This window comes from Xenorhabdus poinarii G6 (assembly GCF_000968175.1).
GTDB classification, from domain to species: domain Bacteria; phylum Pseudomonadota; class Gammaproteobacteria; order Enterobacterales; family Enterobacteriaceae; genus Xenorhabdus; species Xenorhabdus poinarii.
The window spans coordinates 2,960,181-2,974,885 of sequence record NZ_FO704551.1; the positions used below are offsets into that span (position 1 = coordinate 2,960,181).

7 protein-coding genes, 2 tRNA genes and 3 rRNA genes are annotated in these 14,705 nt (G+C 46.9%); 2 read left to right on the forward strand and 10 right to left on the reverse strand.

What is annotated here, in order from left to right; all coding sequences use genetic code 11:
• Nucleotides 1–357 (forward strand): fumarate reductase subunit FrdD, encoded by a 357-nt coding sequence (gene frdD, locus XPG1_RS13740; RefSeq protein WP_231853098.1) that lies wholly within the window; start codon nucleotides 1–3, stop codon nucleotides 355–357.
• Nucleotides 358–452: 95 nt separating this feature from the next.
• On the opposite strand, the gene XPG1_RS13745 is transcribed toward frdD, so the two are convergent.
• From XPG1_RS13745 to XPG1_RS13765, 5 genes are all read right to left on the reverse strand, one after another.
• Nucleotides 453–2,525, reverse strand: coding sequence for a TonB-dependent receptor domain-containing protein (locus XPG1_RS13745; protein ID WP_045959558.1), 2,073 nt, complete (start codon nucleotides 2,523–2,525; stop codon nucleotides 453–455).
• A 160-nt stretch (nucleotides 2,526–2,685) separates the two neighbouring features.
• Nucleotides 2,686–4,470 carry an ATP-binding protein gene (locus XPG1_RS13750; protein ID WP_045960770.1) on the reverse strand — a complete coding sequence of 595 codons (1,785 nt, stop codon included), beginning with the start codon at nucleotides 4,468–4,470 and terminating at the stop codon, nucleotides 2,686–2,688.
• Entirely contained in the window at nucleotides 4,451–6,079 is a 1,629-nt protein-coding gene (locus XPG1_RS13755) for a 5-oxoprolinase subunit B/C family protein (RefSeq protein ID WP_045959559.1), read from the reverse strand. The genes XPG1_RS13750 and XPG1_RS13755 overlap by 20 nt, the downstream gene beginning before the upstream one ends.
• Before the next feature lie 43 nt (nucleotides 6,080–6,122).
• Nucleotides 6,123–6,890, reverse strand: coding sequence for a LamB/YcsF family protein (locus XPG1_RS13760; RefSeq protein ID WP_045959560.1), 768 nt, complete (start codon nucleotides 6,888–6,890; stop codon nucleotides 6,123–6,125).
• A gap of 10 nt (nucleotides 6,891–6,900) precedes the next feature.
• The gene (locus XPG1_RS13765) at nucleotides 6,901–8,151 is read right to left on the reverse strand and encodes an NRAMP family divalent metal transporter (protein WP_045959561.1); all 1,251 of its coding nucleotides are present in this window, start codon (nucleotides 8,149–8,151) and stop codon (nucleotides 6,901–6,903) included.
• Nucleotides 8,152–8,522: 371 nt separating this feature from the next.
• Between XPG1_RS13765 and XPG1_RS13770 the strand changes: the two genes are divergently transcribed.
• On the forward strand, nucleotides 8,523–9,188 hold the full coding sequence (locus XPG1_RS13770) for a GntR family transcriptional regulator (RefSeq protein ID WP_045959562.1): 666 nt from the start codon (nucleotides 8,523–8,525) through the stop codon (nucleotides 9,186–9,188).
• A 106-nt stretch (nucleotides 9,189–9,294) separates the two neighbouring features.
• On the opposite strand, the gene rrf is transcribed toward XPG1_RS13770, so the two are convergent.
• The 5 genes from rrf to XPG1_RS13795 form a co-directional block, all read right to left on the reverse strand.
• Nucleotides 9,295–9,410, reverse strand: a 5S ribosomal RNA gene (rrf, locus tag XPG1_RS13775).
• Nucleotides 9,411–9,489: 79 nt separating this feature from the next.
• Nucleotides 9,490–12,396, reverse strand: a 23S ribosomal RNA gene (locus XPG1_RS13780).
• A 168-nt stretch (nucleotides 12,397–12,564) separates the two neighbouring features.
• Nucleotides 12,565–12,640: transfer RNA gene (locus XPG1_RS13785), tRNA-Ala, on the reverse strand.
• A gap of 42 nt (nucleotides 12,641–12,682) precedes the next feature.
• Nucleotides 12,683–12,759: transfer RNA gene (locus XPG1_RS13790), tRNA-Ile, on the reverse strand.
• A 71-nt stretch (nucleotides 12,760–12,830) separates the two neighbouring features.
• Nucleotides 12,831–14,373: ribosomal RNA gene (locus XPG1_RS13795) — 16S ribosomal RNA — on the reverse strand.
• The 16S, 23S and 5S rRNA genes sit together here with 2 tRNA genes alongside, the layout of an rRNA operon.
• Nucleotides 14,374–14,705: the final 332 nt, after the last annotated feature.

Below are 14,705 nucleotides of genomic sequence, written 5' to 3' on the forward strand. Positions count from 1 at the left end.
CTGATGAATCAAGTACCTAAGCGTTCCGATGAACCGATTTTCTGGGGGTTGTTTGGTGCCGGCGGCATGTGGAGTGCTATTATCAGCCCGGCCATGATCCTACTGTTGGGTATTCTGATACCCCTCGGTCTGGCATCAGAGGCACTTTCTTATGAGCGTATTCTGGCTTTCTGCCAGAGTGTTATTGGTCGCACATTTTTGCTATTGATGATCTGTCTGCCGTTGTGGTGCGGAATGCACCGTATCCATCACGGTATGCATGATCTGCAAATCCCTATTCCCGCCAGTAAATGGGTATTTTATGGCGCGGCAGCTATTTTTAGTGTGGTTGCTTTGATTGGCGTTGCGACGCTGTAATCGCGATAATTGACAATTTATATCAGTAACAAGTCTGCGGATAAACCGCAGACTGATTACTCAGATTATATCTTGAAATATTTAAGATATCTTGATTAGAACTTATAAGAAATTGTCGCTTTATATGTGCGACCTCTTTCGTCTTGTCCCGGAGAAGTCTTCAAATAGTAAGAGTGTTCGTTATAACGTTTATCGAAGATATTATCGATACCAAGCTGGATTTCCGTATTTTTAAATGAGCCCGCTTTCGGTGCCCAAGAAATATACATATTGCTTACACCATATCCAGGTTTGTGGATACCGACAATATTTCCGCCGTCTACTCCCTTAGAATCTTTTGCCAGCGCAAATCGAGAATTCCAGCCGAATTCAATGTCAGATTTGTCGAACAGGTAACTCCCTCCCACAGTGATGGTATCACCTACTGATGGCATAAACTCTGTGCCTTTATCAAATAACGTACTACCTTTAATAATCTTGTCATTGACTTTGGCATAGCTGGCTTTTAAAGATAAGTTATCTAGTTTATAGCCAGTCGCTAATTCAAACCCTTCTAGTCTTGATTTTGGAATATTGTTTAACTCTCCCTTAGCCAAGGTTGTAGCCAGGTTTTTGAAATGAGTTTGGAATACCTTACCTGAGACAATCAAAGTGTCATTTTTAGCAAAAATGCTAGGATAAGAACCTACCAATCCTGTTTCTAAGTTGTAACCCGTTGTGGCTTGTAAGTTATTGCTATGCCCAGATAGTCCCATAGCAATCTCTTTACCCAATGGGCCTCTAAAGAGTTCGGTGTAATTAGCAAATAATGTTGTGGATGCCCCAAGCTCGTATTTCAAGCCGAGTGCTTTAGAGAGCTGAGCATAGGTTCGCTCAAAGGGTGCTTTTTGTTTATTAATCGTATGGTATTTATAATGATCCCATCTAATACCCGGTATAACATGGAAATCAGCGAATTGAATATCATCTTCTAAATAAACAGATGAAGCATTTGCTTTCTCTATTTCGCTATTATATTTATTTTCTGATACATCAGTATATCTCATATTAGTATCAAAATATTCATATCCATAGGTTAAATCATGAGCTAATTTCTGAGTATCAAAACTAGAGGTATTACGAACCTTAATACCCTGAGTTTCAACAATACTATCAAATCCTTTCCCACTTCCATTTGCAGGTTTCATATGGGTAGAGGTTTGTTCAGTATGATAAGCGGATATTTTTAGATCAATAAGGTCATTATTAGCAGGTGCATACCCATAAATAACATTATGGGCGTTGCGATCAATGACATATTTCGCTTTTTTCCCGTTATTTACTTGAAGACTTATATTGTTACCAAAGTTTAATCTATGGTTAGTTACCGCATCATTTTTATAATGTTCTTTTGATACATTAATATACTGCTCATCGGTCAGATTAAATTTAGCTTTTAATAAGTAATTAAATAATCTTCCATCTGTCGGGATTGAATCCCGCCCGCGATTATCTCTGCCCGATTCAGAATCGTGCATATTGCGATGGGTAAAATAACCTAATAAATCGGCAGCACCCAATCTACCATATGCCGCTAAAGATTGTTGGAATTCAGAACCATTACTTGAGTAGTTTAATTTTCCCTTGGCACCAAATAATTGCCCTGGTGACAACAAATCACCTGCATCAACTGTCTCAAATTTTAAGGCACCACCAATAGCACCAGTATCATAAGTGATGCTGTTACTACCAACCTTGATATCAACTTGCTTTAACATTTCAGGATCGATACCGTAACTTCCTGAATGGTGGAAGTGATACCCTTCTTGCCTTGCTCCATCGATCGTCACGTTGATGAATTGATCATCCATACCACGAATTTTGAAGCGCTGTCCTAAAGCGCTAGGATGACCCGCTTGGACACCCGGTACATTCTTCAAAATCTCACCGACACTTTGTGCCTGTCTGACTTTTATTTCGTGACGGTTGACTTCGCCGCTATCTTGTTTTGCATTGTTATCTGCAATAACCACAAGTGTATCGCGAGTATCAGTCGATTTTTTAGTTGTATTTTCAGCACTTGCAAATGCGCTGGTAGAGATAGCGACTGTCAGCATAGATGCGGACATCAGAGGAACACACAGGCCACTTTTAGCCAGGCTAGCGTAAATTTTGGTAATTTTAGTCATGTTTATTCAAAGATAGATACTGTTGAGAATTGTTATTATTTACATTTCTATAGTAAATGTAAATAACTTTAAAGCCGAATGGGGGATATATCTGGATGTGAAAGGCAGGATCAACAGATCCTGCTGGTTTAAGTAATATCACTACTCTATCTTTACGACACTACGCTATATTAGCCAGAATCGTCTCGGCATTCTGATAATCCCCGACTTGGACACAGAATGTGATTTTTCCTGAACGATGAGCATGGATCTGCACTTCCATTTTCATAGCTTCCATAACGGCAATCACATCACCTTCATTGACTTGCTCACCTTCTTTCACCATCCAGGCATGCAGGATACCGGAAATAGGCGCTTTGACCTGACGAGGATCTTCCGGCTGTTTTTTCTTTACGGCAGGTACAACAGACGAAGATAATTGTTGTTCACCCATCGGGGTTAAGTGCGCCAATCCCGCCAATAAATCCGATGGCAATCCTAATTCATGCCGACGGCCATCGATCTCAATAAAAGTGCGGGTAATCTTGTTATCCTCCATCGGAAATTGGCGTAGCGAAGCCGCGAGTTCATTCACAAAATCCGTTTCAATCCAGCGAGTATGGACATTGAATTTATCACCAGAAATAAAATCAGGATGCGTCATGACTGCCTGATGGAAGGGCAAAACGGAGGCGACACCACTAATCTTAAACTCTTTCAATGCCCGCCGGGCACGAATAATGGCCTGTTCCCGGTTCGCCCCCGTGACAATTAATTTTGCCATGAGTGAATCAAAGGTGGCCGGAATAATAGAGCCACTGGTTACACCAGAGTCGAAGCGAATACCGGGGCCAGAAGGTGGGAGAAATTCGGTGATGGTACCGGATGTTGGTAGGAAACCTTTCGCGGCGTCTTCCGCATTAATGCGAAATTCAAACGCATGCCCTCTTGGTACTGGTGTTTCCTGAATGCTTAACGGATAACCTTCGGCTACTCGCAACTGCTCAATCACCAGATCAATGCCCGTTGTCTCCTCTGTGACCGGATGTTCTACTTGTAAGCGAGTATTTACTTCTAAGAAAGAAAGTGAGCCATCTGCACTGAGTAAAAATTCGACTGTACCGGCTCCCACATAATTAGCTTCTGCACAAATGGCTTTTGCGGATTGATGAATATGTTCTCGTTGTTCTGGCGTTAAAAATGGTGCGGGTGCTTCTTCGACCAACTTCTGGTTACGCCGCTGTAAGGAACAATCTCTGGTTCCTAAAACCACAACATTACCATGCTTGTCTGCTATCACTTGCGCTTCTATATGTCGGGGTTTATCCAAAAATTGTTCAATAAAACACTCACCCCGGCCAAAAGCAGCTATCGCCTCACGGACTGCCGAATGGTAAAGCTCGGCCACTTCATCCAGCCGCCAGGCGACTTTCAGCCCTCGACCACCGCCACCGAATGCAGCTTTGATAGCAATCGGTAAGCCATATTGTTCCGCAAACGCAATCACTTCCTGCACATCTTTGACAGGTTCTGATGTCCCGACAACTAAAGGCGCGCCCACTTTCTGAGCGATTTTACGCGCTTTAACCTTATCCCCCAGTTCATCAATCGTATCAGGATTAGGGCCAATCCAAATGAAACCCGCATCAATCACTGCTCTGGCAAATTCCGCCCGTTCAGACAAGAAACCATAACCAGGGTGCACCATTGTTGCCTCGGATTGTTTTGCCACATCCAGTAAACGAGGAATATTGAGATAAGTTTCTGCCGGGTTATTTCCCCCCAAAGCATAAGCCTCATCAGCCAATTGAACATGCTGTGCATTAATATCAACATCCGCATAAACAGCCACTGTCGGTATTCCATAATCACGGCAAGCCCGGATAATTCGAACAGCAATCTCACCACGGTTAGCAATCAGCACTTTCTTCAGCTGGTTATTAAAATTATCTACAGTTTGATTCATGGCAATCATGACTCCCTTGAATTTCATGGAATTGACCGATGGGATTAAAGCGGATTCTGGCTGTCACGGGGATCTGCCCAGCGAGATCGAGGTGATACTCTGCGACTGAAGCAATCACGGGATATCCTCCTGTCACTGGATGATCAGCCAAGAAGAGCACAGGTTGCCCACTGGCAGGAATTTGTATCGCTCCTGCACATGTTCCTTCGCTGGGTAATTCTTGTGGCTGACTTCTCGATAGTGAGCACTCACCATTTAGTCTTAACCCAATTCGGTTAGACTGAGGAGTCACCTGCCAAAGCTGCTTACTCAATAAATCGACGGACTCTGCTGTGAACCAATCGGTGCGAGGGCCAAAGATAATATCCAATACCACGATGTCATCTTTCTTTGGCATATCAAAAGCAGATGTTTCAGAAAAAGAGACTGCTGCGCAATGAGATGTTTCACCGACAACTAATTTATCATTTATTTTCAACGGAACAGGGCCGATATTGGACAGAGTATCGAACGCATAGCTGGACAGGACGGCCGGAATAATGAAACCCCCGCGCACGGCTAAATAAGAACGCATACCCGCGACAGGCATACCCAATGAAATTTCGTCACCCTCGTTTAAATCAATAGGTTTGTAAGTGCTTACATGGAATATTTCACCCGATGAAGTTTTTATTTCTATTGGGCATGACGCCCCCGTAATGGCAATCAGTACTTGTCCATGTGCGATTGCTTTAAATCCTCCCTGCACAATTTCCAGACAAGCCTGGTCAGAGGCATTCCCAACAAGACGGTTTGCACTGCGTAAAGCACTTTTGTCCATTGCCCCCGATTCCGGTATCCCTAATTTTGCCTGACCAACACGTCCTAAATCTTGAAATAAGGTTTGTAGTCCTACGGACAAGATTTCCAGATCATAAGCAGCCGCTGAGGCAGGCACTTTGTTATTGATAGCTGTTTCAGGCAAACTCTTTTCAGGCAAATGGATAGTGGCAGGCTGATATCCTGCATCACGAAAGTTAACACGGTAACCCGGTTGTAATAAGGCGGGAGAGGGTCGGGAAAGATCCCACATCCGTTCGGTTGTAATACCGATAATTTGCCATCCTCCGGGACTGACCTGCGGATAAATGCTACTGAATTCCCCCGCCAGAGCTACAGCTCCTGCCGGAATGCGTGTTCTAGGGGTTTTTCGGCGGGGTATATTCCATCGCAAGGTTTTCGAGACCATATATGCAAAGCCAGGTGAAAACCCCGTGAAAGCAACGGTATATTCATTTTCAGTGTGTTGACGAATAACTTCCTGAACAGTACACCCTAATATTTCTGCAACCAGTGCAAGATCTTCGCCATTGTAATGCACCGGAATGGTTATCTGTTTTCCCGTTGCATGACCACGTTCCCGTAAATCCCGCTGACTGATTGCTGTCGCCAATTGTTGAGGTGCTATTTTTGTCGGCCGGAAACGAATCATCAACGTTTTCGCAGCCGGTATCACTTCTTCAACACCAAAAATGGGTGACATTGCCAGTGAATCAAGTAAGGCCAGTGTTTCTGTCAATCCACTCAATTCAACCATGATGGTATTGCAATTAACAGGTAAAAAACGCAAGGCTATCTCCCTAAATCATTAACCGTATCAACGCGATCCAGGCTCATGAATGAATAAATGGTCGAATAGTTATTCCCGCCTGTTGCAAAATTGCTTTGATCCGTTTTGCCATTTCCAGTGCTCCCGGGCTATCACCATGCACGCAAATCGAATCAGCTTGGATAGGGGTGAATTTGCCATCAATTGACGCAATTCCCCCTTCTGTTACGAGTTGCAACATCCGTTGCGCCACACGATCTGCATCATGCAAAACAGAACCAATTTCACGCCGGGAAACTAATTCGCCTTGTGAGGTATATGCACGATCAGCAAATGCTTCTGCTATCGTCCGCAACCCTTTTTCCTGAGCTAACTTGAGAATATTTGATCCTGCTAAACCAACCAATGCCAGGTTAGGATCTATGGCGAGAATGCCTTCAATAACAGCAAGTCCTTGATATTCATCATTCGCAATGGTGTTATAAAGCGCACCATGAGGTTTGACGTAACTCACTTTACTGCCTGCTGCGGCAGCTAATCCTTGCAAGGCACCAATCTGGTAAATCACATCTGCTGTCAGTTCATGATTGGCTATCTCCATTTTACGTCGTCCAAAGCCAACCAAATCGGGATAAGAAACATGAGCACCTATCGCTACATCATTTTTCTGCGCCAATTTCAATGTCTGCAAAATCCCTACCGGGTCTCCCGCATGAAAACCACAGGCAATATTCGCGCTACTGATAACGCCTAATATTTCTTCATCTTCTCCCATGCGCCACTGACCAAAACTCTCACCGAGATCACTATTTAAATCGATCGTGTTTATCATGCTGGTTTCCTTAAGCTGCCTTCAAAAACTCAAAGATTGAATTGATAGACATGGCACCCATGTACCATGTCAGAACACAAGTCATCATCCCTGACCACAGTAACCAACGTGGATAGCGATATCCCTCCATCAAATCAGCGCGTTTCCAGCCAACATAAACAAAAATAGTCAACCCAAGAGGAAGGATAAGCCCGTTAAATCCGCCGGCAAAAACCAATAATGCGGCGGGTGGTGTGGCCATTAATAGATAAACGGCCAAAGATACGGCGATAAAAAATAACGTTGCAATATTGCGCTGACGCTCAGGAAAGTGTTTTCGAAAGACACTACAAAAGGAAATAGAAGTATAGGCAGCCCCAATAATACTGGTCATTGCAGCTGCCCACATGATTAAACCAAAAATACGCAATCCAAATTCACCGACCGAGATCTGAAAGGCTTGCGAGGCAGGGTTTGCTGTTTTACTGGCAACATCCAGTGTTACGCCACTGGCAACAACACCTAATATGGCAAGAAATAACAGATATCGCATCAAGCCGACGACCAAGATCCCCTTGGTCGCTGCACGGGAAACCACGTTGATATTTTCAATGCCCACTGCCCCCTTATCCAGCAAACGATGGGCGCCCGCATAGCAGATATATCCCCCCACCGTTCCCCCCACAATCGTCGTTATCGTTGCAAAATTAATTTCATCAGGCAATACGGTTTGTTGTAAGGCTTCTCCCACCGGGGGATTAGAAACTATCGCAACAAATAAGGTCATTCCTATCATGATTAACCCTAATATCACGATAACACGATCAAGAGCGACACCGGCTTTACGGGAGGTAAAGAGACAAATAGCCATCAATGCACTGAATAATCCGCCCCATTTTGGGTCGAGTCCCATCAAAGAATTAAGTCCCAATCCAGCTCCCGCAATATTACCGACGTTAAAGACTAATCCACCCAAAATCACCAAAATAGCTAACAAATAACCACTTCCAGGGATCGCAGCATTAGCAATATCGGCTGATTGCATTCGGGTTAATGTGACAATTTGCCAAATATTCTGCTGAACCACAAAATCAATCAAAACAGAGGCTAAAATGCCAAAAGCAAAAGTTGCTCCCATTGTTGCCGTGAAAGTCGCAGTCTGAGTGATAAAGCCTGGCCCAATCGCTGATGTCGCCATCAAAAAAACCGCTGCAATCAAAGAAGAACGCCGATTTGATACAAAATTTACGGCGTCTTGTTTGACTGTTTTTTGCATAGCCATAGCTATTCTCCCCTGTCATCTTTATATTGTATTTACTGTTTTCTAAGCAAGACCCATACCATTGTGGAACCAAATAAATAAACTGTTTGGCTAAAGTGAATTCATTGTTGAACAATAAATAAGATTTGATGAGAAAATAAGCAACCAAAATTGTGTTATCGATCCTTAAAATCCAATAAAGATCACTTTATTTACATTTTTCATTCAATCGATCATAAAAATGCACAATTTAGATGCAATAGGCGTAATGAGAATGCCTCATATTGGTTCAAGAGTTGTAATTTGCTGGTTATCGGGGAATATGTGAAGATTCGTTCTTATGTGTTTCGAAAATCTTTGTTATCAGCCTTTAAAGCTAACGACGGATGACTATGAAAAAAAACCATTCGCCCCAGATTTTGAGCAAAAAAATTGCCGAAATCATCAGAAATAAAGTGGTTGTTGGGGAGTTGTTGCCTGGACAGCGGCTATCAGAAGCAACGCTCAGTGAACAACTTGAGATATCACGAAATACGCTACGTGAAGTGTTCCGCCTTTTAACACAAGAGGGATTACTGAAACATGAACCTAATCGAGGTGTATTTGTCGCCACCCCCGATATTGCATCCATTATGGATATCTATCGAGTTCGACAACTCATTGAATGCCAGGCTTTGGCTCAGGCTTATCCGATGCATCCCAGTATTAGCAAAATGAAACAAGCTGTTGAAGCCGCCCGACAATGCCGCGAGAAACAAGATTGGGTTGGCGCTGGCACGGAAAATATGCGCTTTCATGCCGCAATTGTGGAATTAACTGATAGCGAAAGGTTAATTGCTTTCTATTACAATATTTCCGCAGAACTCCGTCTGGCTTTTGGCATTTTAAATGATCCTAAACTTTTATATGCGCCTTATATTGATAAAAACGCACATATTCTGGAATTACTTAATTCAGGAGAAAATGAACTCGCGGTTAAAAAAATGAAGGATTATTTAGCCTTATCAGAAAGAGCGATACTGGCCGCTTATACACGTAAAAATAACCCCATACTATAAAAAATGTAACGTGGGCCTAATTTCGTTGATATTTTACCCTAAAAAATAAAAATCCCCCAACGCAAAAAAGCCATCCGGTGACGGATGGCTTCTCTGACTAATGAATGTCTGGCAGTGTCCTACTCTCACATGGGGAGACCCCACACTACCATCGGCGCTACGGCGTTTCACTGCTGAGTTCGGCATGGGGTCAGGTGGGACCACCGCGCTATTGCCGCCAGACAAATCCGGTTTTCAATCTCGAACAAGCTATTTCTCTCTGAAACTCTCTCTCTGCCCACTAAAACACCTTCGGTGTTGTCAGGTTAAGCCTCTCGGTTCATTAGTACTGGTTAGCTCAACGTATCGCTACGCTTACACACCCAGCCTATCCACGTCTTCGTCTTAAACGTTCCTTCAGGACCCTCTAAGGGTCAGGGAAGACTCATCTTAAGGCAAGTTTCCCGCTTAGATGCTTTCAGCGGTTATCTCTTCCGCACTTAGCTACCGGGCAATGCCATTGGCATGACAACCCGAACACCAGTGGTGCGTCCACTCCGGTCCTCTCGTACTAGGAGCAGCCCCTTGCAATCTTCCAACGCCCACGGCAGATAGGGACCGAACTGTCTCACGACGTTCTAAACCCAGCTCGCGTACCACTTTAAATGGCGAACAGCCATACCCTTGGGACCTACTTCAGCCCCAGGATGTGATGAGCCGACATCGAGGTGCCAAACACCGCCGTCGATATGAACTCTTGGGCGGTATCAGCCTGTTATCCCCGGAGTACCTTTTATCCGTTGAGCGATGGCCCTTCCATGCAGAACCACCGGATCACTAAGACCTACTTTCGTACCTGCTCGCGCCGTCACGCTCGCAGTCAAGCTAGCTTATGCCTTTGCACTAACCTCACGATGTCCGACCGTGATTAGCTAACCTTCGTGCTCCTCCGTTACGCTTTGGGAGGAGACCGCCCCAGTCAAACTACCCACCAGACACTGTCCGCAACCCGGATGACGGGTCCACGTTAGAACATCAAACATTCAAGGGTGGTATTTCAAGGATGGCTCCATGCAGACTGGCGTCCACACTTCTAAGCCTCCCACCTATCCTACACATCAAGGCTCCATGTTCAGTGTCAAGCTATAGTAAAGGTTCACGGGGTCTTTCCGTCTTGCCGCGGGTACACTGCATCTTCACAGCGAGTTCAATTTCACTGAGTCTCGGGTGGAGACAGCCTGGCCATCATTACGCCATTCGTGCAGGTCGGAACTTACCCGACAAGGAATTTCGCTACCTTAGGACCGTTATAGTTACGGCCGCCGTTTACTGGGGCTTCGATCAAGAGCTTCGCCTTGCGGCTAACCCCATCAATTAACCTTCCAGCACCGGGCAGGCGTCACACCGTATACGTCCACTTACGTGTTTGCACAGTGCTGTGTTTTTATTAAACAGTTGCAGCCAGCTGGTCTCTGCGACTGGCCTCAGCTCCGGACGCGCGGTCCTTCACCTAGCGCCAGCGTGCCTTCTCCCGAAGTTACGGCACCATTTTGCCTAGTTCCTTCACCCGAGTTCTCTCAAGCGCCTGAGTATTCTCTACCTGACCACCTGTGTCGGTTTGGGGTACGATTAATGATAATCTGGAGCTTAGAGGCTTTTCCTGGAAGCAGGGCATCAGCAACTTCGCCACCGTAGTGACTCGTCATCAGACCTCAGTGTCATGGTCAGCCGGATTTACCTGGCTCACCCACCTACATCCTTAAACCGGGACAACCGTCGCCCGGCCTGCCTAGCCTTCTCCGTCCCCCCATCGCAATTATCACCAGTACAGGAATATTAACCTGTTGCCCATCGACTACGCTTTTCAGCCTCGCCTTAGGGGTCGACTCACCCTGCCCCGATTAACGTTGGACAGGAACCCTTGGTCTTCCGGCGAGCGGGTTTTTCACCCGCTTTATCGTTACTTATGTCAGCATTCGCACTTCTGATACCTCCAGCAGACCTCACAGTCCCCCTTCAACGGCTTACAGAACGCTCCCCTACCCAACAACACCTAAATGTCGCTGCCGCAGCTTCGGTGCATGGTTTAGCCCCGTTACATCTTCCGCGCAGGCCGACTCGACCAGTGAGCTATTACGCTTTCTTTAAATGATGGCTGCTTCTAAGCCAACATCCTGGCTGTCTGAGCCTTCCCACTTCGTTTCCCACTTAACCATGACTTCGGGACCTTAGCTGGCGGTCTGGGTTGTTTCCCTCTTCACGACGGACGTTAGCACCCGCCGTGTGTCTCCCGTGATAACATTCTTCGGTATTCGCAGTTTGCATCGGGTTGGTAAGTCGGGATGACCCCCTAGCCGAAACAGTGCTCTACCCCCGAAGATGAATTCACGAGGCGCTACCTAAATAGCTTTCGGGGAGAACCAGCTATCTCCCGGTTTGATTGGCCTTTCACCCCCAGCCACAAGTCATCCGCTAATTTTTCAACATTAGTCGGTTCGGTCCTCCAGTTAGTGTTACCCAACCTTCAACCTGCCCATGGCTAGATCACCGGGTTTCGGGTCTATACCCTGCAACTTAACGCCCAGTTAAGACTCGGTTTCCCTGCGGCTCCCCTATACGGTTAACCTTGCTACAGAATATAAGTCGCTGACCCATTATACAAAAGGTACGCAGTCACACCCTAAAGGGTGCTCCCACTGCTTGTACGTACACGGTTTCAGGTTCTCTTTCACTCCCCTCGCCGGGGTTCTTTTCGCCTTTCCCTCACGGTACTGGTTCACTATCGGTCAGTCAGGAGTATTTAGCCTTGGAGGATGGTCCCCCCACATTCAGACAGGATACCACGTGTCCCGTCCTACTCATCGAGCTCACACTGCCAACGCCTTCGGATACGGGGCTATCACCCTTTACTGCCGGCCTTTCCAGACCGTTCTCCTGACGCTGACACTGCTGATGGCTCTGGGCTGCTCCCCGTTCGCTCGCCGCTACTGGGGGAATCTCGGTTGATTTCTTTTCCTCGGGGTACTGAGATGTTTCAGTTCCCCCGGTTCGCCTCATTAACCTATGAATTCAGTTAATGATAGTGTGACAAGTCACACTGGGTTTCCCCATTCGGACATCGCCGGCTATCACGGTTCATATCACCTTACCGGCGCTTATCGCAGATTAGCACGTCCTTCATCGCCTCTGACTGCCTAGGCATCCACCGTGTACGCTTATTCGCTTAACCTCACAACCCGAAGGTGTCTTCGGAGATGCGGGTTGAGAGACGCCTCAATACTGTCTTAACAGCACTGAGTGTTTCAAATTTTCAGCTTGTTCCAGATTGTTAAAGAGCAAAAATTTCACAACACACGCCGTGCCTGTGTTCTGAAATGGTTTTATTCATCGAAGAGGATGGTGGAGCTAAGCGGGATCGAACCGCTGACCTCCTGCGTGCAAGGCAGGCGCTCTCCCAGCTGAGCTATAGCCCCATTAAGATACCGTGCGCCTTCACCGTCTGCCGGGTCTGGACTTGGTAGGCCTGAGTGGACTTGAACCACCGACCTCACCCTTATCAGGGGTGCGCTCTAACCACCTGAGCTACAAGCCTATGCCGATACCGTCTCTTCATTTTCATCAGACAATCTGTGTGAGCACTGCAACAATAACCTATCTTCGGTTTAAGGAGGTGATCCAACCGCAGGTTCCCCTACGGTTACCTTGTTACGACTTCACCCCAGTCATGAATCACAAAGTGGTAAGCGCCCCCCCGAAGGTTAAGCTACCTACTTCTTTTGCAACCCACTCCCATGGTGTGACGGGCGGTGTGTACAAGGCCCGGGAACGTATTCACCGTAGCATTCTGATCTACGATTACTAGCGATTCCGACTTCATGGAGTCGAGTTGCAGACTCCAATCCGGACTACGACAGACTTTATGAGGTCCGCTTGCTCTCGCGAGGTCGCTTCTCTTTGTATCTGCCATTGTAGCACGTGTGTAGCCCTACTCGTAAGGGCCATGATGACTTGACGTCATCCCCACCTTCCTCCGGTTTATCACCGGCAGTCTCCCTTGAGTTCCCACCATCACGTGCTGGCAACAAAGGATAAGGGTTGCGCTCGTTGCGGGACTTAACCCAACATTTCACAACACGAGCTGACGACAGCCATGCAGCACCTGTCTCACGGTTCCCGAAGGCACTTTCGCATCTCTGCAAAATTCCGTGGATGTCAAGAGTAGGTAAGGTTCTTCGCGTTGCATCGAATTAAACCACATGCTCCACCGCTTGTGCGGGCCCCCGTCAATTCATTTGAGTTTTAACCTTGCGGCCGTACTCCCCAGGCGGTCGATTTAACGCGTTAGCTCCGGAAGCCACAGCTCTAGGCCACAACCTCCAAATCGACATCGTTTACAGCGTGGACTACCAGGGTATCTAATCCTGTTTGCTCCCCACGCTTTCGCACCTGAGCGTCAGTCTTCGTCCAGGGGGCCGCCTTCGCCACCGGTATTCCTCCACATCTCTACGCATTTCACCGCTACACGTGGAATTCTACCCCCCTCTACGAGACTCTAGCCAACCAGTCTTAGATGCCGTTCCCAGGTTAAGCCCGGGGATTTCACATCTAACTTAATTGACCGCCTGCGTGCGCTTTACGCCCAGTAATTCCGATTAACGCTTGCACCCTCCGTATTACCGCGGCTGCTGGCACGGAGTTAGCCGGTGCTTCTTCTGCGGGTAACGTCAAACGCCAACCTTATTCAGGTTCACGCCTTCCTCCCCGCTGAAAGTACTTTACAACCCGAAGGCCTTCTTCATACACGCGGCATGGCTGCATCAGGCTTGCGCCCATTGTGCAATATTCCCCACTGCTGCCTCCCGTAGGAGTCTGGGCCGTGTCTCAGTCCCAGTGTGGCTGGTCATCCTCTCAGACCAGCTAGGGATCGTCGCCTAGGTGAGCCTTTACCCCACCTACTAGCTAATCCCATCTGGGTTCATCCGATGGCGTGAGGCCCGAAGGTCCCCCACTTTGCTCCACAGAGATTATGCGGTATTAGCCACCGTTTCCAGTGGTTATCCCCCGCCATCGGGCAGATCCCCAGACATTACTCACCCGTCCGCCGCTCGCCGGCAAGAAAGCACGCTTTCTCCCGCTGCCGCTCGACTTGCATGTGTTAGGCCTGCCGCCAGCGTTCAATCTGAGCCATGATCAAACTCTTCAATTAAAAGTCTGATGCTCAAAGAATTAAACGGTTTATTCATAATGAATTCACTGTTAGTCACTCTTTAAGACTTTAATCTTTTTTCGCCTTTCGGCGTTGCGATAGTGTCTTGCGAGTGCCCACACAGATTGTCTGATTACGTTGTTAAAGAGCGTGTCAACCGGGCATTGCTGCCGGGTTGCGAGGCTGCGTATTTTACGCTTTTCGCCCCGAGAGTCAAGCGTTTATTTTCGCTTTCTTCTCCCTGCCCGGCGCGGCCTGTGTCAGCGTAGCGTCGGTCAGTGGTGGCGCATTATAGGGACTTTTACGGCGCTGGCAATCGTTTTTTTGCATTT

Excerpts from the sequence above, each read along its gene's own strand:
- XPG1_RS13770 (WP_045959562.1), top strand. The coding sequence starts at position 8,523 with ATGAAAAAAAACCATTCGCCCCAGATTTTGAGCAAAAAAATTGCCGAA.
- XPG1_RS13750 (WP_045960770.1), bottom strand. The coding sequence starts at position 4,470 with ATGAATCAAACTGTAGATAATTTTAATAACCAGCTGAAGAAAGTGCTG.
- XPG1_RS13745 (WP_045959558.1), bottom strand. The coding sequence starts at position 2,525 with ATGACTAAAATTACCAAAATTTACGCTAGCCTGGCTAAAAGTGGCCTG.
- XPG1_RS13765 (WP_045959561.1), bottom strand. The coding sequence starts at position 8,151 with ATGGCTATGCAAAAAACAGTCAAACAAGACGCCGTAAATTTTGTATCA.
- XPG1_RS13760 (WP_045959560.1), bottom strand. The coding sequence starts at position 6,890 with ATGATAAACACGATCGATTTAAATAGTGATCTCGGTGAGAGTTTTGGT.